This window comes from Thiohalorhabdus sp., from assembly GCF_036628635.1.
Lineage (GTDB): Bacteria > Pseudomonadota > Gammaproteobacteria > Thiohalorhabdales > Thiohalorhabdaceae > Thiohalorhabdus.
In genome coordinates this window covers 61,046-82,209 of the sequence record NZ_JAZKRM010000008.1, presented here as the reverse complement: position 1 = coordinate 82,209, position 21,164 = coordinate 61,046, and the positions used below count along the sequence as shown (strand labels likewise).

Below are 21,164 nucleotides of genomic sequence, written 5' to 3'. Positions count from 1 at the left end.
TTGAACACCTCTACTACCTACTGAAAGCTGGTCCGGACTGATGGTCCGATCCCAATTTTTATAATACTCATTTGAATGCCAAATTTTCCTGTAAGATATTGTTTTTAGGATTTAAAAATTTCCCTTGATAACCGAGGAACGCCCAATTTGCCCCTTTTTCCGCGGCATCACTGTACATTCCAGGGGATCAACCCCTGAGTGGCATGAACCTTATCAGTTTCCTGATTACCCTGATTATGGCGATAATCGTAGCCGCCATCATCCAATACGGCTTCGGCTATTAGGCCGAGTCGGGGGGGCTTGCTCTTTTCCAAGGTCGTCGTGGGCTGGATTGGTGGCTGGCTGGGGCGGCCAGTGCTCGGCCACAAGGGGGAGGTTCCAGTAGCAGCACATCCACTTTGTCCCGGGCATGCTGGGTGCCATCGCCGTGACCTTTCTGGTCCTGGACGTGGCCCCGACCTTTAGCGCCAGGAAGGGGACCTAGTGGCTGGGCCGCGGATCGGATCGCCGAAAAAAGGGCGGCCCTTGCAGTGACCGCCCTTTTCCCCGACCAACCTTGGCGGCGCCGAGCGACATCACTGGCCTCAGGCCGCGTCGGGGACATTCAACCGGGATACCACCCGGCGAACACCCTCCACCTGATTGGTGGCCTGGACCGCCCGTGCCACACGCTCCCAGGAATCCAGCTCACCGGTCAGGGTAACCACCCCTCCGTCCACGTCCACGTTGATCTGGCCCACGCTAGCCACCCCCAGCACCCCCATTATTGTTGTCTTGACGCGGGCCTGAAGGGCCCGGTCGCCCATCCAGGTACGCCCTTCTTCACCAAGCTTGCCCAGCCGGTCCCCGGCGTACTCGCCGTGCTCCCGCATGGCGCGCTGGATCTCCCGCCCGAGATCCTTAAGCTCCTTGGTGACGCCCCCAGCTTCCTCGCTCTTACCGCCATGGGTCGAGCCGCTCTCGTTCGGGGCTTGGTTCTGGGCCCAAGCGCCTGAGGACGCTATAAGCAGCGCTGCCAGCAGGGCCCCGATCCGAATGTAATGAGGCATGGTTCACTCTCTCCTATGGATTCGCTAGACGTCTGAAAATGCCTGTTCGCGCAGTATCAGCCGGCCAGGGCAGGCCCCTCGTAAGGGAAACGGCCCCGATCGTGTTCGGCCCTGTAATCCAGCACCGGTCCCTTGGGGACGATGCAGGTAGGGTTCAGCCCCGGGTGACTTTGGTAATAATGGCGCTTGATGTGATCCAGTTCGACCGTCTGCGCCACCCCGGGCACCTGATACAGGTCACGCAAGTAACCGGCCAGGTTGGGGAAATCGTTGATACGATGCCGGTTGCACTTGAAGTGGCTGACGTATACAGGATCGAACCGAACCAGGGTGGTGAACAACCGCCAATCGGCCTCGGTAATGCGGTTGGCCACCAGGAAGCGGTGCGCGGCCAAGCGGTCCTCAATGGCATCGAGGGCGGCAAACAGCGTGTCGAAGGCCTCCTCGTAGGTCGCCTGGGTCTGAGCGAAGCCGGTCTTGTAGGCACCGTTGTTGACGGCATCGTAGACCCAGGCGTTGACCCCATCGATGGCCTCCCGCAGGTCGGCGGGGTAGAAATCGATGCGGTCGTCGGCGATATCGTCGAAGGCGCTATTGAGCATGCGGATGATGTCGGCGGATTCGTTGCTCACCGCTGCGCCGGCGAACTTGTCCCACAGCAGGGGGACCGTCACCCGACCGGTGTAGTGGGGGTCGCCAAGGACATAGACCTCGCGCAGATAGGCGCAGCCGTTGACGTTGTCGGGGATACAGCCCGAGCCCTGCGAGAAGTGCCATCCCTCCTCGCCCATGACGGGATCCACCACCGATACGGTGATGGCGTCCTCGAGTCCCTTGAGCTTGCGGAAGATCAGGGTGCGGTGGGCCCACGGACAGGCCAGGGATACATACAAATGGTACCGCCCGGCCTCGGCCGAAAAACCACTGGAGCCGTCCCGGGACACCCAGTTCCGGAAGGGGCTGTCCGGTCGCACGAACCGGCCATGCCGGGTCTCCGGGGCAAACGTCTGCTTCTGCCAGACGCCGTCGATAAGCTTGCCCATGTCCCATTCCTCAGCGCTATACTCGGAAATTTCCGGCTTTCACCCAGTCTAAAGGGCAGGGTAGACTTTAACTGCTTCGTGCCACCCCACATCCTAAAAATTCACGAAGGGCCAGCCAGCCCCGACTGAAGCGGGGCCAACAGGAGTCAGCGCATGGATGCCACGATCACCATCCCCGAGGTGACCGAGGACCAGCTCCCCGAGGGGCCGAGCGTCGAGGATCGCGAACGGGCCATGGGCCCGGAGGAACGGGAACGGCTGGTCGCGGAGGCCAAACGCCTGATAAGGGAACAGGACGCGGTCCTGGTGGCCCATTACTACACCTCGGAAGACCTCCAGGATCTGGCCGAGGAAAGCGGCGGCACGGTGGCCGATTCCCTGGAGATGGCCCGCTTCGGTCACGATAGCCCAGCGAGCACCGTGGTGGTGGCCGGGGTCCGCTTCATGGGCGAGACCGCCAAGATCCTCAACCCCGAGAAACGGGTGCTCATGCCGTCGTTGGAGGCCGAATGCTCCCTCGACCTGGGCTGTCCAGCCGACGAGTTCGCCGCCTTCTGCGACGACCATCCCGATCGCACGGTGGTGGTCTACGCCAACACCTCGGCAGCGGTTAAGGCCCGCGCCGACTGGGTGGTGACCTCCTCCATCGCGGTGGATCTGGTGGGCCACCTGCACGAGCGCGGCGAGAAGGTGCTGTTCGCCCCGGATAAGCACCTGGGGCATTACATCGAGCGCGCCACGGGCGCCGACATCCTCAACTGGCCGGGCTCCTGCGTCGTCCACGACCACTTCAAGGGTAGCGAGCTCGAGGCCTTGAAGGCCGAGCATCCCGAGGCCAAGGTGCTGGTGCACCCGGAATCACCGGAGCCGGTCATCGAGCTGGCCGACGTGGTGGGCTCCACCACTCAGCTCATTCAGGCGGTAAAGGACTTCCAGGCGCCCACCTACATCGTCGCCACCGATCGCGGCATCTTCCACAAGATGCAGGCGGAGGCACCGGGGGCAACCTTCCTGGAGGCGCCCAGTGCAGGGGCCGGCGCCACCTGCAAGAGCTGCGGGCACTGCCCCTGGATGGCCATGAACGGGGTTTCCAACCTGGTGACCGCCCTCAAGGAAGGCGACAACGAGATCCACGTGGACCCGGAAACCGGCCGGCAAGCCATGCGCCCCCTCAAGCGCATGCTTGACTTCAATGAGGAGCGCAAGCGGCGGCTCTTAGGCGACTGAGGCCCAAAGGGGTTCTTAAAAGGGCTCTTTGGACCCTTTTCATGCCCCAGTCGTTTTATTCAGCCTTGGTCGTCCTGCTCGGCCTGATTCTGCTCGATGTCGGCGCGCACCTGATCCATATCCAGCTCACGGGCCTGCTGAATGATGCTTTCCAGGCCCTCGCGCGGCAGCACACCGGACTCCTGGAAGATGATGACCTGCTCGCGGAAGAGCATTAGGGTGGGGATGGAGCGGATGCCGAAATGGCCGGCCAACTCCTGCTCATTCTCGGTGTCCACCTTACCGAAGACGATATCCGGGTACTCCTCGGAAACCTCCTCGTAGACCGGGGCGAAGGTCTTGCAGGGCTGGCACCAGGAGGCCCAAAAGTCCACAAAGACTATGTCGTTATTCGTGATTACGTTTTCGAAGTTTTCCTTGGTCAGCTCGGTAGTCGCCAAATCGGGCTCCTTTTCAATCCGAGGCCGAGGCCCCGTTCGAGACGAAAATGGGTACTAATCCTCCCACGTGTGCACGTAGGCGCAACCCCGTATAAGTAGTTGGATAGACCAGCCCGGGACACGTTCCCGGTCACCAGCCGGGTAATTCCTTGCTGAACACCCTCGACATGGGTCGCCACCTGACCAAGGCGGACTACAAAGACCGCCTACAGGCTTGGGAACTGGAGCTGGTACACCTCCAGCAAAGCGCTTTACGCCATGGTGTCCGGGCCATGGTCGCCCTGGAAGGCATGGACGCCTCCGGCAAGGGCGGTGCCATCCGCCGGCTTGTCCGCCCCCTGGACCCCCGTGGCTTCAGGGTCTATCGCGTCGGCCCGCCCTCCTGGCAAGAGCACGCCCGTCATCACCTCTACCGCTTCTGGACTAAGTTGCCCCTGCCCGGGGAGGTGGCCGTCTTCGATCGCTCCTGGTACGGGCGGGTCCTGGTGGAGCGTGTGGAGGGATTGGCCGCGGAGCGGGAGTGGCAGCGCGCCTACCGCGAGCTCAACGACTTCGAGCGCACCCTCGCCGACGCCGGAGTCGCCCTGGTCAAGTGCTGGCTCCACATCGATGCCGAGGAGCAGCTGCATCGCTTCGAGGCCCGCCTGGCCGATCCACTCAAGGCCTGGAAAATGGGCGACGAGGATTGGCGCAACCGGGCCAACTGGGACGCCTACATGACCGCCGCCGAGGACGCCCTGCACGCCACCGATACGGCCGCCGCTCCCTGGACGGTCATCCCCGCCGACGACAAGCGCTACGCCCGCATCCGGGTCATGCAAGCGGTTGCCAACGCCATCCGGGCTCGGGGCGAAGCCAACGGCCTGGACCTGCCGCCATTCACGGGCCGGCCCACCGCCTAGGGCTCACCGCAAGCCGGGGAAGCGATCGCCGACGTAACGCCGGTGGCACGTCACGCAGGCCCGGCTCATGGACTGGAAAAGCGCCAGCTGGCGGTCCGAGTCCTCGGCGCGGGCGGCCTCGGCCAGGGCCGCGGCGTCGGCGTGGAAGGCCTGGTCCAGCGCCAGGAAGGCCTAGGGCAAGGCCGCCTGGAGGTCCTTGCGTTCCGCCGGGGTCAGATTCTGATCCAGGATGAAGCTGTCATGGACCTGCTGGGCCTTCTCGGCCACCGTGCTGTGCTTAACCCCTGATCATGGCCGCGAATATGGCCTGCATGGCCTCCTCCACGGCGGCCATCTCCTGGCGGAGCAGCCGGTCCAGCTTGGGGGTCAGCTTGGGGGTGACGGGCTCGGCGGCACCCCCTGCTGCCGGCAGCCCCAACAGGACCATCACCAGGAGCCCGTGACCAAGCCGATTCATCCCATGTCCTTGCATGCCAGCTGACCTCCTGCGATGGATTTATGGTCGACGAGGGGCAGCTTGGGTCCTTGCCCCCGGGCTCCGGACCTCCCCACCTCCCGACATGGAAGGTGGTCGCCTGATCCCTCCTTAGGGGACGAGCCCCGGGCTTGCACGCCGCCGGTAAGGTCACCGCCCCCCTTCCCGGCCCCCTTCGCCCGGGTCTGGCGATAGGCTTTCAGGGCCTCGGGCATGAACCGCTTGAGGCGGTCGATCCGACGACCATGACTGGGATGGGTGGAGAGGAGCTCGGGGACCTCGCCGCCCTTGCCGGCCTCTTCCATGCCCTGCCAGAAGTCCACCGCGGCCCGGGGATCGTAGCCTGCCCGAGCCATGTAGATCAGGCCGATGCGGTCCGCCTCCAGCTCGTGGCGCCGGCTGTACGGCAGCAGGAATCCCACCTGGGCCCCCAGGCCAAAGGCGGCCAGATAGAGCTGCCGGGTCCGCTCCGGCTCTTCCTGCAGGGCAGCGCTCAGGGCCAGGCCACCCAGGGATACCAGAAGGCTCTGCGACATGCGCTCGCCACCGTGGCGGGCGGCAACATGGGCCACCTCGTGGCTCATGACCGTAGCCAGCTCGGCGTCGCTTTCGGCGACCTCCAGGATGCCCTCATACACCCCGATGTGCCCACCCGGCAGGGCGAAGGCATTCTTCGGGTCCCCGGCAAAGGCAGCGATCTCCCATTCCCCTGCGGGCACCCCCGTGGCCTCTTGGGCCACCCCGGCAACCCGCCGCCCCACCCGACGGGCCCGATCCCGGGCCCTCGGATCCTCGCTCAGCCCCTCTTTGTCCTTCAGGTCCGAAAAGGCTTCGGCGCCCATCGCCTGCGTTTGCGATCGGGGCACCAGGGACAGTGCGGACCGTCCCGTCTCCGGTACCGTCTGGCAGGCGGCCAAAACGGCAAGGGTAACCGTAGCCAAAACCAAACGCAGCCGGACAGTTACCATCATGAGGGATCTCCTTGGTCTCTCTCTTTCCTAACTACCAGGTTGAGCGTTACCACACCAGGGCCCTTCCCTTCCTCGTTTGCTCCCGGAAAAGGCCTAGGCAAGGCTCCCCCGCTCCCCAGGGCAAGCCACTCCCTTACGGGCGGGGCCACCCCGGGGCCGTTATCCCAGGAATTCCGGAATACCGCCACCGTCAGTACAATGCGCCCCCCCAAGTCCTCCTCGGGAGATTACGACCCCCATGGCGCATACCATCACCGGCCGCATCGCCGAAGAGCTCGGCGTGACCGAAGACCAGGTGGCGGCGACCGTCCGCCTGCTCGACAACGACGCCACCGTCCCCTTCATCGCCCGCTACCGCAAGGAGGCCACCGGTGCCCTCGACGACACCCAGCTGCGCAACCTGGAGGAGCGCCTGCGCTACCTGCGCGAGCTGGAGGAGCGCCGCGAGACGGTCCTGGCCACCATCGGCGAGCAGGGCCAGCTCACCGAGGAGCTGGCAGCGGCCATCCGGGCGGCGGCGACCAAGACGCGCCTGGAGGATCTCTACGCCCCCTACAAGCCCAAGCGGCGCACCAAGGGCCAGAAGGCCATCGAGGCCGGCCTGGAGCCGCTGGCGCGAACCCTCTACGACGATCCAACGCAGGACCCGGAAGCCCTCGCCGGCCAATTCGTCGATCCCGAAGCCGGGATAGCCGACACCAGGGCTGCGCTGGAAGGCGCGCGCGCCATCCTCATGGAGGAATGGGCCGAGAATCCCGAGCTGGTGGGGGAACTGCGCGAGTACGCCTGGGAGCACGGCGCTTTGCGCTCGACGGTGGTCGACGGCAAGGAAAGCGAGGGCACCAAGTTCTCCGACTATTTCGACTACCGCGAGCCCATCAAGGCCATTCCCTCCCACCGCGCCCTGGCCCTGTTCCGTGGCCGCAATGAGGGCATCCTCAAGCTCGATCTTATCGTCGGCGACGAGGAGCGCGACCCGCGCGCCTTCGGCCCTGGTGAAAGCCATATCGCCGCCCGGTTCGGAATCCGCGCGACTTCACCCGAAACGCGCGAAGGGTCGCGCGAGCCCCCCACCGGGCCACGGCCCGCCGATCCCTGGCTGGCCGAGGTGGTGCGCTTCACCTGGCGGGTGAAGGTGCTTACCAAGCTGGAGACCGAGCTCACCGGCCGCCTGCGCGAGCGCGCCGAGGACGAGGCCATCCGGGTGTTCGCCGCCAACATCCGCGACCTGCTGCTGGCCGCACCCGCCGGCACCCGGCCGGTCATCGGCATCGACCCGGGCCTGCGCACCGGCTGCAAGGTGGCGGTGGTGGATGCCACGGGCAAGGTGGTCGACACGGTTACCATCTACCCGCACGCCCCCCAGAAGCAGTGGGACCAGGCCATCCACACCCTGGCCGGCCTGGCCAAAAAACACACCGCGGAGCTGGTGGCCATCGGCAACGGCACCGCCAGCCGGGAAACCGACCGCCTCGCCATCGATCTGCTTAAGGCCCACCCCGAGCTGGGTCTTGAGAAGGTCATGGTGTCCGAGGCCGGGGCCTCGGTGTACTCGGCCTCGGAGCAAGCAGCCAATGAGCTGCCGGAGCTCGACGTCTCCCTGCGCGGCGCGGTGTCCATCGCCCGGCGGCTGCAGGACCCCCTGGCCGAGCTGGTCAAGATCGAGCCCAAATCCATCGGCGTCGGCCAGTACCAGCACGATGTCTCCCAGACACGGCTAGCGCGCACCTTGGATGCGGTGGTGGAGGACGCCGTCAACGCCGTAGGGGTGGACGCCAATACCGCATCGGCGTCGCTGCTCACCCGCGTCTCCGGGCTCAACGCCGGCCTCGCCGAGCGCCTGGTGGCCCACCGCGACGAGCACGGCGCTTTCCCGGATCGCGAAGCCCTCAAGGCGGTGCCCCGGCTGGGCGCCAAGACCTTCGAGCAGGCCGCGGGCTTCCTGCGCATCCAGGGTGGCGACAATCCGCTGGATGCCTCGGCGGTCCACCCCGAAGCCTACCCGGTGGTGGAGCGCATCCTGGCCGATGTCGGCCGGCCCATGGAGGAGGTTGTGGCCAATGCCGAGCTGCTGCGCGGCCTGCGGCCGGAGGCCTATACCGACGACCGCTTCGGCGTCCCCACCGTGACCGACATCCTAACCGAGCTGGAAAAGCCCGGCCGCGATCCCCGCCCCGAGTTCGAGACGGCCCATTTCCGGGAAGGCGTGGAGACCCTAGCCGATCTGGAGCCGGACATGATCCTGGATGGCGTGGTCACCAACGTCACCAACTTTGGGGCCTTCGTTGATGTGGGCGTCCATCAGGACGGCCTGGTGCATATCTCGCAGATGGCCGATCGCTACGTGGCCGACCCCAGAGAGGTCACCAAACCGGGTGATGTGGTCAAAGTGCGGGTGCTGGAGGTGGACACCGAGCGCCAGCGGATCGGGCTCTCCATGAAGATGCAGAAGGAGGTCGGCGAAGGCCGGGCCGTCCCGGCGCCGGAAGCCAAGGCGACCAAGGCGAAAAAGCCCAAGGGCAAGGACCGGAAAGGCCCCGACAAGGGTGGCAAGGAACCGGAAGGGGCCCTAGCCAAAGCCTTCCGGCGGGCCCGGACCAACCAGGACGACTAGGCGCCGCCCAGCCCGGCCTCCATAACCCGCACCAGCGGCTTAATGAAATTGCTTCTGGCGGGGGTGGCGCTGTACTCGGCCAGAGGGCGACAGTCAGTCCGGCCTCGAGGCCGCGCCACGGGCCATCCGGAACAGACACCGCACCTGCTGCCGGCCGGCTGGTGAAGGCGATCCCATCCCCCGCGCCGGCCTTGAGCTCGTCCAGTAGGGATTAGACCCGCTCGGCTCGGCGTCGGCGATGTCGCGGAAGGGGGCCACCCCGGGCAGGTCTGCCGCGGGGACAGGCAGGCGCACCGGCCGCGGTCCGGTAGCCGGGATCAGGCGGTCGTAGTCGGGGTGGTGCCGTCGGCCGCCGTGACCCGCCGCCGGCGGTCGATTCCCGTAACCGGCGAGCCAGTACGCAGGTCGGTGCCAATGCCGGCGTACCAGCCGTTGCGCCATGATCCGGCCCTGTGCGTTTTTCCAGGACCGGAGACCGGATCCCCGGCCGTTTGCGGGCCGGCCGGGCGCTGCCGGACCCGACCCGCTCAGGGTCAGGAGGGGAAGCGGGGCCGCCCCCCCGGCGGGGTGCAGGACGTCTAGCCGCTGAGCAACCGTTTCTCGGCCCACTCGATCTGCTCGGGGGTGCCCTGGAGGACCAGGGCATCGCCGCTGCGTAGCTCGAGCTCCGGGGCGGGATCCTCGCCCCGAACACCGCCCCGTCGGATTGCGGTTACCTGCACGTCCCCGTGGATCAGCCCCAGCTCCTCGAGGCTCCTGCCGACCCCGTAAGCCTCCGCGGGAAGGATTACCGAGTGAAGGCGAGCCGAGTTGCCTTGCTCAAGCTCGGCCGGCTCGGTACTCGCGAACACCCCCCGCAGGTTCCTGTAGCCGGTGGCGCGGGCATTCTCCAAAAGGCGCATGACCTCATCGTTGGGGACATCCAGCGACAGCAGCAGCTCGGTGGCCAGCATCAGGCTGGCCTCCAGCGATTCGGGCAGGACCTCGGTGGCGCCCGCCTGATTCAGCCGCTCCATGTAGGAATCGTCGCGGGTCCGCACCAGGATGGGGATGTCGGGATTGGTCTGGCGGACGCGGGCAAGGATCTTCATGGCGGCGTAGTGCTCGTCGAAGGTGATCACCATGGCCCGGGCCCGTTCCAAACCCGCCGCCTCCAGCAGCTCGCGGTGGGTCGAGTCCCCGAAGAAGACGCGCTCGCCGGCATCCCGGGCTTCGCGGATCCGCAGCGGGTCCAAATCCAGCGCGACGTACTCCAATCCCTCGTCGCGCAGGAATTTGGCCAGGTTTTGGCCGACCCTGCCGAATCCGCAGAGGATGACGTGGCCCTCAAGCCCGGTGACCTCCTCGGCCACCTCGGCCTCCCGGTTGGCACGCTGGCGCATGTAGCTGCCGGTCAGGAGCCACTTGGCTACCACCCCGTTGTAGCGCACCAGGAACGGCGTCAGGGCCATGGAAAGGCCCACGGCCAGGAGCAAGGCCTGGCTGGTGGCCGGCTCGAACAGATTGTGGCTCATGGCCAGCGCCATCAGGGCGAAGCCGAACTCGCCCCCCTGGGCCAGGACCATTCCGGTGCGCAGGGCCACCCCTTTTTCATTGCCGGCCAGACGGGCAAGGGCGATGATCAGCAGGCCCTTGCCCACCACCAGGAAGGCCAGCAGCCCCAGCACCCGGGGCCAAAGCTCGGGCAGCTGGAACAGGTCCAGCCGCGTGCCGATGGTGATGAAGAACAGCCCCAAAAGCACGTCGCGGAAGGGCCGGATGTCGGCCTCCACCTGGTGCCGGTACTCGGTCTCACCGAGCATGAGGCCCGCCAGGAAGGCCCCCAGGGCCAGGGACAGGCCCATCTGGTTGGTCACCCAGGCCGCGGCCAGGGCCACCATGAGCGCGGTCAGGGTGAACAGCTCCCCCGAACGGGCGCGGGCCACCTCGTGGAACAGCGGCCGCAGGACCCAGTGGCCGACAGCGAACATGACGGCGAAGGCGGCGGCGCCTTTGGCCAGGGCCCACAGGATGGGCTGGAGCATGGGCTGATCCCCGGCGGCGGCCAGGATGGGGATCAGCACCAGGAAGGGCACCACGGCGATGTCCTGGAACAGCAGGATGCCCAGGGCGTTGCGTCCATGGCGCGACTGCAGCTCCACCTGCTCGATGAGCTGCTTGACCACCATGGCCGTGGAGGACAGGGCCAGGGCACCGCCGAAGACGACCCCGGCCTCCCAGCCCAGGCCCAAGGCCATGGCCAGACCCGCACCCAGGGCGGTGACCAGGGCCACCTGGGTGCCGCCCAGGCCCAGGACCGTCCCCCGCATGGCCAGGAACTGGGGCACGGAGAACTCCAGGCCGATGGTGAACAGCAGGAACACCACCCCGATCTCGCCCAGGAAGTGGATGGCCTCGGTGTCGTGGATCCAACCGAGGGCATGGGGACCGGCGACCAGCCCCACGAACAGATAGCCCAGGATGGGCGGCAGGTGAACGCGGCCCAGCGCCGCCACAGTGAGGACGGAAAGGGCCAGCAGGATCAGAACGTCCTGGAGGGGATTGGCTTCCATGATTCTCCGTAGATGGGGGAGCCGCCTCGGGAGGCTACTCCCAGGGTACACAACCCGGCCCGCCGGGAAAGCCCGTCAGCGGGCTTCCAAGGGAAGCCGATAGGCGTCTATGGTAGTTGCTACAGGCTAATCGTTTACCCACCACCGAGAGAGACTATGACCGGACCCGCTCCCCTTGATTCGAAATCGCTATACCGGCGCCTGGATCCCGATAGCCTGCCCTTCGAGACCACTGACGAGGTCGCCGACCTGGAGCAGATCATCGGCCAGGACCGGGCCATCGACGCCCTCCATTTCGGGGCCGGCATGGCCAGCAGCGGTTTCAACCTGTTCGTCCTGGGTCCCAACGGCATCGGCAAGCATACCGTGGTTAAGCGCTTCCTCGAGGAACGGGCCGCGACAGAGGCCGTACCCCCCGACTATTGCTACCTGCACAACTTCGAGGAGGCCAACCGGCCCACTCTGCTTCAGCTTCCGGCCGGGGCCGCCAAGCAACTGCGGGACGACATGGACGACATGGTCGAAGAGCTGCGGACGGCCATCCCCGCCACCTTCGAGAGCGACGAGTACCAGAACCGCATCCATGAGCTGCAGCAGGAATTCAACCAGCGCCAGGAGCAGGCCTTCCAGGAGATCCAGGAGGAGGCCGAGAAGAAGGATATAACGCTCATGCAGACGCCCGGGGGCTTCACCTTCGCGCCGGTACGCGACGGCGAGGTGCTCGGCCCCGAGGAATTCCAGAAGCTACCGGAGGACGAGCGCCGCCAGGTGGAAGCGGATATCTCCGAGCTCCAGGAGAAGCTGCAGTGGGTCCTGCGCCAGGTCCCCAAGTGGCGCCAGGAGACCCAGGAGAAGGTGAACGAGATCAACCGCGAGATGGCCGATTTCGCCGTGGGCCACCTCATCGACGACATCAAGCACAAGCATCCGGAGCGAGAGGCCCTTCACGCCCATCTAGAGGCCATCAAGCAGGACGTCATCGACCACGTCGACCACTTCCGCCAGCAGCAGCAACAGCAGCAGCAGGAACAGGAAGAGGAGGGCGCCTACGAGGCCATCCTGCGCCGCTACCGGGTCAACGCCCTGGTGGATAACAGCCAGGCGGAGGGGGCACCGGTGGTGTACGCCGACCTGCCCACCCACCAGCACCTGGTAGGCCGGGTGGAGCACCAGGCCCAGCAGGGGGCCCTGCTTACCGACTTCCGCCTGATCCGCCCTGGCGCGCTGCACCGGGCCAATGGCGGCTACCTCATCCTGGACGCACGCAAGGTGCTGATGCAGCCCTTTGCCTGGGAGGGCCTCAAACGCGCTCTTTACGCCGGCGAGGTACGCATCGAGTCTCTCCAGCAGATGTACAGCCTTCTGGCCACCGTCTCCCTGGAACCAGAGGCCATGCCCTTGAACGTCAAGGTGGTTCTGCTCGGCGACCGCTTCCTGTACTACCTGCTGGCCGAGTATGAGCCCGACTTCCAAGAGCTGTTCAAGGTCCAGGCCGATTTCGAGGAGGAGCTACCCCGCGACGAGGCCAACAACGAGCTCTACGCCCGTCTCGTCGGCACCCTGGTCCGCCGCGAGGAGCTGAAGCCATTCCACAAGACGGGTGTGGCGCGGGTGCTGGAGCACGCCTCGCGCCTAGTGGCAGACAGTGAACGGTTATCCCTGCACGCCGGGGATTTGGCCGACCTGCTGCGCGAAGCGGACTTCTGGGCCGGGGATGCGGGCCGCGATCAGGTGGGCGCCGATGACGTGCAGCAGGCCATCGACAAGCAGGCCTACCGCGCCGAGCGGGTGCGGGACCGCATGCAGGAGGCTATCCAGCGCGACATCCTGATGATCGACACCACCGGCGCCAAGGTGGGCCAGATCAACGGTTTGGCGGTGCTCGACTTGGGTGGCTTCACCTTCGGCCGGCCGCAGCGCATCACCGCCACCGCCCGGCTGGGCGATGGCGAGGTGACCAATATCGAGCGCGAGACGGAAATGAGCGGGCCCATCCACTCCAAGGGCGTCATGATCCTGTCCAGCTTCCTGGGTGCCCGCTATGCCCGCAACCGTAGCCTGCCGCTGGCTGCCAGCCTCACCTTCGAGCAGTCCTACGGCATGATCGAGGGTGACTCGGCCTCCGCCGCCGAGCTATGCGCGCTGCTGTCGGTTCTCGCCGACACCCCGCTTAAGCAGTCGCTAGCGGTGACGGGATCGGTCAACCAGCACGGCGAGGTCCAGGCCATTGGCGGAGTCAACGAGAAAATCGAGGGCTTTTACGACATCTGCGCTGACCGCGAGCTGACCGGCGACCAGGGGGTCATCATCCCCCAGAGCAACGTTACCCATCTCATGCTCCGGGAGGATGTACGGGATGCGGTGGAGGCGGGCCGTTTCGCGGTCCATCCGGTGGCCAACGTGGACGAGTCCCTAGCCCTGCTCACCGGGGAAGAGGCCGGCGAGCCGGACGTCGAGGGGCGCTACCCCGAGGGCACCGTCAATCGCCGGGTGGAGGACCGGCTGGAGGAGCTGAGCCAAATCCACCGCCGGGAGAAGAGCGACCAGGACGGCAGCGGCGATGACGGATGAGGCCCGCCGCGACGACACTATCCGCCGACTGGTGGTGCTGGTGGACGCCTCCCATCCCAGCCGGGCCGCCCTTGAGGAGGCGGCGAAGCTGGCGGCCCGCAGCGGGACCGAGCTGCTAGGCCTGTTCGTGGAAGAGGAGGACATCCTGCGCTCGGCCGCTCTTCCCTTCACCCAGGAGATCGGTCCCACCTCGGGGACCTTGCGGCCGATGGATCCGGCGCGCATCGAGCGCCGCCTGCGCGGTCAGGCCCGTGATATCCAGCAGCTCCTCCGGGGCCTGAGCGAACGCCACGCCATCACCGCATCCTTGGAGGTCGCGAGGGGAGGGGTGGTGGCACAGGCCCTGGCCTACATCACCCCCGAGGACCTGATCGTCGTGGGCAAGACCGGGGGCTCCGTTCTGCGCCCTGGCCGATTGGGCTCCACCGCCCGGCACCTGATTGGCGAAGCCTCGCTGAGGGTCATGGTTCTGGAGGAGCCCGGCCGCCAGGGGGAACGACCCACCATGGTCCTGTTTGACCAGCCCGAACCGGGATATCGGGCACTGGCCACCGCGCTTCGCATTGCCCGCCGCGATAGCCTGTCGCTGACCCTTCTGCTACCCCCTGCGGATCCGGAAACCGTGGATGACCTCCGCCGACGCGCCGAAACCTGGCTGGCGGATCAAGGGGCTGAGGCGGATGTTCAGGTGCTAGCGGGCACCTCCTGGGAAAGGCTGGCACAAGCGGTGCATTCCCGGGAAGGACGTGCTCTGGTGGTCAGCCGCAGTAGCCCGGCCTTGACCGGCGATAACGGAGCTCGCCTGGTGGAAGCGGTGATCCCGCCCGTGGTGTTCGTGCCTTGAGGGGCTGGCTCCTCGCTACCGCCTTGGCCGTTGTCGCCGGTTCTGCAGTCGGCGAGCCGAACTCGGAACCGGACCCCCGCTTCCTGGCCGAGCCGCCACGGGAGGAGGTTCACCATCACCGCAACCGAATCACCATCGATAAACGGGCCCTAAAAACGGGCTGGACCCATTTGGAGCAGTGTCACTCCAACATGGACGCCCTCGGGGCCACCCAGATTGTCTTCCGTGAGGAGCGCATCCGGGCCATCGAGGTCCTGTCGACGGCCAACATCGAACAGGCCCGGGTGGAAGGGCCCACCGTCCAGCTTGACGGCGTCCGTGAAGGCGCCGAGATCTGCCTGAAAGCGGAAACCCGGAATCTCGAGCAGACCGGGGACAAAACCTTCGTTCTCCGCAATGGACCCTTCATGCGCCGTTTGTTTGATAGCTATTTCCCCCTCCATGTCAGTCTGGAGGTACGCTTCCCGGCAGAGGCTCTCGTTTTCCGATCCCTGGAACCTGCCCCTAGGCCGGGACTGGATCTCCACCAGGAGACGGGGCGGATCAGCATCGAAGCCTGGTTCTCCGGGACCTTGCGTACTCGCCTCCGCTTCCAGGCCAGCGGCACCTGAGTCGGTTGTGTCTCTTCCTCGGGACAGAGCAAGCCCATTTCGCCCGGAGACGTTTCCCCGGGCGGCGCCGATTTTCCGGCGCTTATTGCATAAGGCCGATCGAGAAGCGACAGTCGGGCGCGACTTATCGCCTTTTGCATGGAGCCTAGTGTCCTGCCGAGATTCCGTTACATTTCTGAGCCTTTGAGCCGGTTCAGAGCAAGGCGTCGCGGCACTAAACCCCTTACGAGGGGGAGGCCATGGCCTGCATGGTTGCCCGGTTTAGTGACGCGATGGTGAACCCACGTCGAGGAGGCGCTTTGCAGCGCTGGGCCGGCTCGCCTGTTCCCTTCGGGCGAGCCGCGATGGCGGCCGGGGCGGCGTCAGCGGCCCTTGACGGGCAGGAGCCCGCCTGCGACCGCTTTTTTAATGTTCGGCAAGGCCGGGCAAGCCGCAACCAAGAGGCGCAAGGCCGCCGCCGGCGGCAGCTCCGCCAAGCGTTCGACCAGCCAGTGGGAACCCTCAGAGGAATCGGCATCAAGCGCTTGGCAACGCTGACCTTGCCCCTTGGCCTACCGGTCCTAGGCGCCTGCCCGCAGCGGGCCCCGGAAGAGAAGGGGTCTTACTGCTGATCGACGCGTCGGGCATCTATACCCAGGAACCGGACAAGGGCCAACGGATCATCAGCTACATCCTGTCGAAAATGAACCCCGGGGACCATTTCGCCGTGGGCCGGATCGATACCGGCATGTGTAGCGAGAAGAACATCCTAGCCAACACCACCTTCAACCAGCGCCCCAGCACTGCCAGCCAGGAGAAGCACCAGTTCCGGAGCCGCATCCAGCAGTTCACCCAAGGGGTGGAGCCCTCCGCCTACACGGACGTCACGGAGGACCTACTGCAAGCCAGCGAATGGCTCGACGAGCCGGGGACAGAGCAAAAGGTGATCCTGATCGTCTCCAACCTCAAGGAGGGTCTCGCCGAAGGCTACGTCCGAGACGACGTTAGCCTCCAGCTGGCCGGCTATGAAGTGGTGGCCCTCACCATCACCAAGCTAACCAGCGACATCGCCGATCCGCGAAAATACATGGGCCGGGTGGATAGCTAGTGCAGCGGGTGGAGTAAGCCGGCGACCTGGCGGATCATCAAGGCCTGGACCACAGGACTGACCTGTTCGAGCCCAAATAGGCATACAATGGCTTCCGGTGCATCTTTTTTCAGCTAGGAGGCCGCCATGAGCGAGCACGTGTATAAGACGGTGGAGCTAACCGGTGCGTCAGCGAGCGGCATGGAGCAGGCGGTGACCAACGCTGTGGAGCGTGCCGGCACGACCTTGCACAACCTACGGTGGTTCGAGGTCATCGATACCCGCGGCCACATCGAGGATGGCCGCATCGCCCACTGGCAGGTAACCGTCAAGGTAGGCTTCACCCTGGACGAGCCCTAAGGAGGCGAACCATGAGCCAAGCGCTTCCAGAAGGCGACCCGGATTACGCCCATCGGTTCGCGAAGAACGGCTTCCGGAACCGCGCTCGGCGCTGCGCGTGCCGGGCCGGTCGGGGGGTCGCCGAACCAGCCCTGGTCCTGCACCACACCCTGCAGGACCCCGAGCTACCGTCCTGGGCCCGTTCGGTGATCTACGGCGCCCTGGGCTATTTCCTGACTCCCTGGGACGCCGCTCCCGATTTCATTCCCGGCGTGGGCTACAGCGACGACCTAGGCGTGCTTACCGCCGCTTTGGCTACGGTGGCCGCCCACGTCAATCCCGCCGCCCGCGGGCGGGCCCGCGAACAGGTAGAACGCTGGCTGGGCGGGGCAGTGAGGAGCGAGGCGTAACACCAGTGGCAGCAGCACCAACCGAAGATTGCCCAGATGCACGCGGATAAAAAGGCCCGGCAATAGCCGGGCCTTTTGGTGTTGCGAGCCTGTCTGGGGAAAGCGCTTGCCGGAGAGTTAATCCTTGAATTCCCGCCTTGATTTGCGTCCTCGGTGTCATCTGCGGATCCGCTTTGGACCTCACACCTGCCCGCCTCACTCTTCCAGCGAATACCGGCGCTGCAGCGCCTGATCCAGAGTCGAGCCGTCCACGAACTCCAGCTCGCCGCCCAGGGGTACGCCGTGAGCCAACCGGGTCACTCGCACGCCCTTGGGCTGGAGGCGGTCCTGGATATAGTGCGCGGTGGCCTCGCCCTCCACGGTGGCATTGGTCGCCACCACCACCTCGGTCACCCCTTCCGCGATCCGTTGGTCCAATCCGTCGAAGGGCAGGTCTTCGGGACCGATGCCGTCCAGGGGCGAAAGGCGTCCCATGAGCACATAATAGGTACCATTGAACGACGCCGCCTGCTCCACGGCCGGTATATCGGAGGGGGTTTCCACGACGCACAGGAAGGATTGGTCGCGCTGCTCGGAGGCGCAGATGGCACAAAGCTCGTTTTCGGTGAGGTTGTTGCAGCGCCGGCAGTGACGGATCCGCTCCAGGGCATTGTCGAGGGTCCCCGCCAGCGCGCGGGCCCCTTCCCGGTCCCGCTCCAGCAGGTGATAGACCATGCGCCGGGCCGACTTGGGCCCCACGCCCGGCAGGCGCTGCAGGGCATCGGTCAGGGCATCAAGGGCGGGTACGCGCTCACTCACGGGAACCTCATAAGTTTTAAGTAGTTAAGTAATTAAGTATTAAGTAACGGAAGAAAAACCAAGACCCGCACTCGGGAACCTAGATCCCCGCCGGGCTTGTTTCTCTTAAAACTTAATACTTAAAACTAAAAACTGCCGTTACTTGAGCATGTCGCCGAGGCCGGGAATATCGCCGAGGCCGCCGGTCATGTCGCCCATGAGCTCCTGGCTGCGGTTCTCGGCCTTAGTAAGGGCGTCATTCATGGCCGCCGCGACCAGATCCTCCAGCATCTCATTGTCATTGTCCTCGAGCAGGGACGGATCGATCTGAACCTGACGCACCGAGTGCTTGCAGGTCATGGTTACCGAGACCATGCCACCGCCCGCCTGGCCGGTAACCTCCTCCTCGGCCAGCTGCTCCTGGGCCTTCTGCATCTTTTCCTGCATTTCCTTGGCCTGTTTCATCAGGCCACCCATGCCACCTTTCATGCCTTTCTCCTGGATCTGTTGGTCAGCTCTGGTCCGGCCCGTCGGCGTCGTCGGGCCGAACCGATTCCACCTGGGCGCCGAACTGTTCCTGCAGCACCCGCGCCGGGGGGTCATCGGCCACCGCCTGGGCCGCTGCCTCCTGGGCCTCGCGGGCCTGGCGCTCCCGGGCCGCCGCCGGGCTCTCCTCGTCGCCGCCGGCGTCAAGCCCCTCGATCGCCACCTTGGGGCACGTGCCGAAATGGGCCTGGAGGGCACTGGCCAGCGACCCCCGGAACCGGCTGCTCTCGGCGGAGAACTGCTGCTCCGGCGGCACGGCCAGCCGCACCTGCTCGGCGGTAAACTCCCGGGCCACCGCCGTTTCCAGCAAGGCCCGCCACATCGGTGGCACATCCAGCCGGCCCAGGGTGGCCTCCCAGTGGGAATCGAAACCGGTGTCCTGAACCTTCGATTCCTTGGAGCCCGCCGGGCCTTCGCCTCCCACCGCGTTATCCGGAACGGCTGGTTCCACCACCGGCGCCGCCGCCCCCGTTTCAGTCGGTGGGGGCGCTCCATCGAGGGCTCCCGGTCCGCTGGGTGCCCTCGCCGAGCTGGCGGTATCCCCCGGCCGGCCGGCGGCATTTTCGCCAGCCGTTGCGGGCCCGGGGCCCGGCCCCCCACCGTCGGCCTCGAAGGGGTCGAAAGCCACCATGCGCAGGACAGTCATCTCCAGGCCCACACGGGGATCGGGGGCGTCGGCCAAGTCACTGCGCCCTTGGATCCCGATCTGATAAAACAGTTGAATATCCTCGGGCCGGGTTGCCGCGGCTACCCCTTCCAGTCGGGCCCGCTCCTCGGCCACCAAGGTCTCATCGGCCCCCTCAGTGCCGCTCACAATCTGTATGACCGCAACGCGGTGCAGCAAGCCCAGAAGCTCGGCGAGGGCGGCGTCCAGGTCCATGCCGCTGTAGGCCACCTCGGTAACACGGGCCAGGACGGCTTCACCCTCACGCCGGGCCACAGCCTCCAGCAGGCCCAGGACGCGGTCGCGATTGACGGTGCCCAGCATCTCGCGCACGAGGTCGCCGGCCACCTGCCCCTCGCCGAAGTTGATGGCCTGATCCAGCAGGGAAAGGGCGTCCCGCAGGCTGCCGTCGGCGGCTCGGGCCACCAACTCCAGGGCGTCGGCTTCGGCGGAAACCTCTTCAACCTGGAGGATGGCGGCCAGGCGCTCGCGGATCTGATCGGAGGGGATGCGCCCCAGCTCGAACTGCAGGCAGCGGGACAGGATGGTCACCGGGAGCCGGGCCGGCTCGGTGGTGGCGAAGATGAATTTGACGTGGTCGGGGGGCTCTTCGAGCGTTTTGAGGAGCGCGTTAAAGCTGTGGTTGGACAGCATGTGCACCTCGTCGATGAGGTACACCTTGAATCGCCCTACCGAGGGCATGTACTGGACGTTGTCCAGCAGGTCGCGGGTGTCGTCGACCTTGGTGCGGGAGGCGGCGTCCACCTCGATGAGGTCGACGAAGCGGTTCTCCTCAATGGCGCGGCAGTTGCCGCACTCACCACAGGGCTCGGCCGTGATCCCCGTCTCGCAGTTGAGCCCCTTGGCCAGCAACCGGCCCACCGTGGTCTTGCCCACGCCGCGGGACCCCGAGAACAGGAAGGCGTGACCGATGCGGCCACTAGCCAGGGCATTGGTCAGCGGCCGTAACACATGGGACTGGCCCACCAAGTCGGTGAAGCGCTGGGGGCGCCATTTGCGGGCGAGAACCACATAGCTCATGGGCAGGCCGTGTGTCCAGAATGGGGACACCAAGGGGGCGGCAACCGCGTCGGCTGGCCGATTGCGCTGGAATTGGAGGCGGCTCCGGCAAGCCACACCACGGCACCCGGGATCACTGCTACCGCTGCTCCCTTCCGGGCCTGACGGGGTTCACAGCTTACCGTTGCGTGGGGGCCTGCCTTCTACGCCGCCGTTGATCGGTGAGCTCCCCGGCAAAGCCCTTCGGCGGCGCTTCCTTGCGGGGCGAAGGCGCCGGGGGCCGCTTTCGAACTGGCGGAGAGGGAGGGATTCGAACCCTCGGTGCCCTTGCGGGCACACACGCTTTCCAGGCGTGCGCCTTCGACCGCTCGGCCACCTCTCCCTAGAAGACCAAGAATTCTACGGACCCAACCGATTGATGACAACGGGACAGCTCCCCCGCCTATCGGATCTCCTCGATGGACTCCTGGCGCTCGTACACCTGGGGAACCATAAGGGCGTAGCCCTTTTGCTGCCAATGGGCCAGCTCCGCCATGGCCGAGGGCACCACATCGATGAAGCCATAGAAATCCGAAGTCTGGTAGCCGTAGTCCTTCGCCGCCAGCGAGCAAACCCGGAAATCCACACCCATTTGATCGTAGTAGCGCATGCGGTCAACGGCGCGCTCGAAGCGCTCCTCGTTCTTCTTGGCCACGGTGACGATCTCGGTGCCGTGGATCACCACCTTGATGTCCAGGAAATCCGCCGGGATATTATAGGGCGCTTCGCTCAGGGGCTTGATGTGCGCCCGCAGCCAATAGAGGGCGGTGTTGATCTTCTCCGGCTTGTCGAAATAGAAGTCATAGACCACCTTCTGGGCCTCGTAGGGGGTCTGCACTTCTTGGGCCCCATCCTCCTGGGCACCAGCGGGCAGCGCCAACACCAGACCGGCCAGCAATAGCCATATTCCGCGCATAGTCACCCTCCCCCTTAGCCACATCCGGGACATTATATCCTTTGGACTGCGCAGCGGGGCTCGGGTTTTTCGGCCGGGCTGATCTCCG

Annotated in this window: 20 protein-coding genes, 1 tRNA gene and 1 other RNA gene; 9 read left to right on the top strand and 13 right to left on the bottom strand. The window is 65.8% G+C overall.

All coding sequences use genetic code 11. The features are described 5' to 3' along the window. Positions 1-584: 584 nt before the first annotated feature. Entirely contained in the window at positions 585-1,049 is a 465-nt protein-coding gene (locus V5A19_RS04585) for a BON domain-containing protein (RefSeq protein ID WP_332318718.1), read from the bottom strand. 56 nt (positions 1,050-1,105) lie between these two features. Further along, positions 1,106-2,092, bottom strand: a complete 987-nt coding sequence (locus V5A19_RS04580; RefSeq protein ID WP_332318719.1) for a glutathione S-transferase family protein — start codon at positions 2,090-2,092, stop codon at positions 1,106-1,108. 153 nt (positions 2,093-2,245) lie between these two features. Here V5A19_RS04580 and nadA point away from each other — a divergent pair, with 153 nt between their 5' ends. Beyond that, positions 2,246-3,319 (top strand): quinolinate synthase NadA, encoded by a 1,074-nt coding sequence (gene nadA / locus V5A19_RS04575; RefSeq protein ID WP_332318720.1) that lies wholly within the window; start codon positions 2,246-2,248, stop codon positions 3,317-3,319. A 59-nt stretch (positions 3,320-3,378) separates the two neighbouring features. On the opposite strand, the gene trxA is transcribed toward nadA, so the two are convergent. Further along, the gene (trxA, locus tag V5A19_RS04570) at positions 3,379-3,759 is read right to left on the bottom strand and encodes a thioredoxin (protein ID WP_332318721.1); all 381 of its coding nucleotides are present in this window, start codon (positions 3,757-3,759) and stop codon (positions 3,379-3,381) included. A gap of 149 nt (positions 3,760-3,908) precedes the next feature. On the opposite strand from trxA, the gene V5A19_RS04565 reads away from it, so the two are divergent. Continuing rightward, positions 3,909-4,661: a polyphosphate kinase 2 family protein gene (locus V5A19_RS04565; protein WP_332318722.1), complete on the top strand. Its 753-nt coding sequence runs from the start codon at positions 3,909-3,911 to the stop codon at positions 4,659-4,661. Positions 4,662-4,664: 3 nt separating this feature from the next. Here V5A19_RS04565 and V5A19_RS14300 read toward each other — a convergent pair whose 3' ends face one another. The 3 genes from V5A19_RS14300 to V5A19_RS04550 form a co-directional block, all read right to left on the bottom strand. Beyond that, on the bottom strand, positions 4,665-4,787 hold the full coding sequence (locus V5A19_RS14300) for a hypothetical protein (protein WP_443081497.1): 123 nt from the start codon (positions 4,785-4,787) through the stop codon (positions 4,665-4,667). Positions 4,788-4,938: 151 nt separating this feature from the next. Next, positions 4,939-5,133 carry a hypothetical protein gene (locus V5A19_RS04555; RefSeq protein WP_332318724.1) on the bottom strand — a complete coding sequence of 65 codons (195 nt, stop codon included), beginning with the start codon at positions 5,131-5,133 and terminating at the stop codon, positions 4,939-4,941. After that, positions 5,115-6,107 carry a M48 family metallopeptidase gene (locus V5A19_RS04550; RefSeq protein ID WP_332318725.1) on the bottom strand — a complete coding sequence of 331 codons (993 nt, stop codon included), beginning with the start codon at positions 6,105-6,107 and terminating at the stop codon, positions 5,115-5,117. The genes V5A19_RS04555 and V5A19_RS04550 overlap by 19 nt, the downstream gene beginning before the upstream one ends. A 238-nt stretch (positions 6,108-6,345) precedes the next feature. Between V5A19_RS04550 and V5A19_RS04545 the strand changes: the two genes are divergently transcribed. Continuing rightward, the gene (locus V5A19_RS04545) at positions 6,346-8,721 is read left to right on the top strand and encodes a Tex family protein (protein ID WP_332318726.1); all 2,376 of its coding nucleotides are present in this window, start codon (positions 6,346-6,348) and stop codon (positions 8,719-8,721) included. 578 nt (positions 8,722-9,299) lie between these two features. Here V5A19_RS04545 and V5A19_RS04540 read toward each other — a convergent pair. Continuing rightward, the gene (locus tag V5A19_RS04540) at positions 9,300-11,273 is read right to left on the bottom strand and encodes a monovalent cation:proton antiporter-2 (CPA2) family protein (RefSeq protein WP_332318727.1); all 1,974 of its coding nucleotides are present in this window, start codon (positions 11,271-11,273) and stop codon (positions 9,300-9,302) included. A 156-nt stretch (positions 11,274-11,429) separates the two neighbouring features. Here V5A19_RS04540 and V5A19_RS04535 point away from each other — a divergent pair, with 156 nt between their 5' ends. The 6 genes from V5A19_RS04535 to V5A19_RS04510 all read left to right on the top strand — a co-directional run bounded on the left by V5A19_RS04535 (position 11,430) and on the right by V5A19_RS04510 (position 17,114). After that, on the top strand, positions 11,430-13,844 hold the full coding sequence (locus tag V5A19_RS04535; RefSeq protein WP_332318728.1) for a Lon protease family protein: 2,415 nt from the start codon (positions 11,430-11,432) through the stop codon (positions 13,842-13,844). Next, complete coding sequence (locus tag V5A19_RS04530) at positions 13,834-14,688, top strand: universal stress protein (protein ID WP_332318729.1); 855 nt, start codon at positions 13,834-13,836, stop codon at positions 14,686-14,688. The genes V5A19_RS04535 and V5A19_RS04530 overlap by 11 nt, the downstream gene beginning before the upstream one ends. Then, positions 14,685-15,299: a hypothetical protein gene (locus V5A19_RS04525; protein WP_332318730.1), complete on the top strand. Its 615-nt coding sequence runs from the start codon at positions 14,685-14,687 to the stop codon at positions 15,297-15,299. The genes V5A19_RS04530 and V5A19_RS04525 overlap by 4 nt, the downstream gene beginning before the upstream one ends. 727 nt (positions 15,300-16,026) lie before the next feature. Next, positions 16,027-16,386, top strand: a complete 360-nt coding sequence (locus V5A19_RS04520; RefSeq protein ID WP_332327720.1) for a hypothetical protein — start codon at positions 16,027-16,029, stop codon at positions 16,384-16,386. A 126-nt stretch (positions 16,387-16,512) separates the two neighbouring features. Continuing rightward, a complete protein-coding gene (locus tag V5A19_RS04515; RefSeq protein ID WP_332318732.1) occupies positions 16,513-16,725 on the top strand; it encodes a dodecin in 213 nt (70 codons plus the stop codon). An 11-nt stretch (positions 16,726-16,736) separates the two neighbouring features. After that, on the top strand, positions 16,737-17,114 hold the full coding sequence (locus V5A19_RS04510; protein ID WP_332327719.1) for a YkvA family protein: 378 nt from the start codon (positions 16,737-16,739) through the stop codon (positions 17,112-17,114). A 195-nt stretch (positions 17,115-17,309) separates the two neighbouring features. On the opposite strand, the gene recR is transcribed toward V5A19_RS04510, so the two are convergent. The 6 genes from recR to V5A19_RS04480 form a co-directional block, all read right to left on the bottom strand. Further along, complete coding sequence (gene recR, locus V5A19_RS04505; RefSeq protein WP_332318734.1) at positions 17,310-17,912, bottom strand: recombination mediator RecR; 603 nt, start codon at positions 17,910-17,912, stop codon at positions 17,310-17,312. Between the two features lie 138 nt (positions 17,913-18,050). Beyond that, on the bottom strand, positions 18,051-18,380 hold the full coding sequence (locus V5A19_RS04500) for a YbaB/EbfC family nucleoid-associated protein (protein ID WP_332318735.1): 330 nt from the start codon (positions 18,378-18,380) through the stop codon (positions 18,051-18,053). A 22-nt stretch (positions 18,381-18,402) separates the two neighbouring features. Then, entirely contained in the window at positions 18,403-20,142 is a 1,740-nt protein-coding gene (gene dnaX, locus V5A19_RS04495) for a DNA polymerase III subunit gamma/tau (RefSeq protein ID WP_332318736.1), read from the bottom strand. An 83-nt stretch (positions 20,143-20,225) separates the two neighbouring features. Beyond that, positions 20,226-20,322, bottom strand: an RNA gene (ffs, locus tag V5A19_RS04490) — signal recognition particle sRNA small type. Between the two features lie 91 nt (positions 20,323-20,413). Then, positions 20,414-20,503, bottom strand: a tRNA-Ser gene (locus V5A19_RS04485). A gap of 60 nt (positions 20,504-20,563) precedes the next feature. After that, positions 20,564-21,076, bottom strand: coding sequence for a DsrE family protein (locus V5A19_RS04480; RefSeq protein ID WP_332318737.1), 513 nt, complete (start codon positions 21,074-21,076; stop codon positions 20,564-20,566). Between the last annotated feature and the right edge of the window lie 88 nt (positions 21,077-21,164).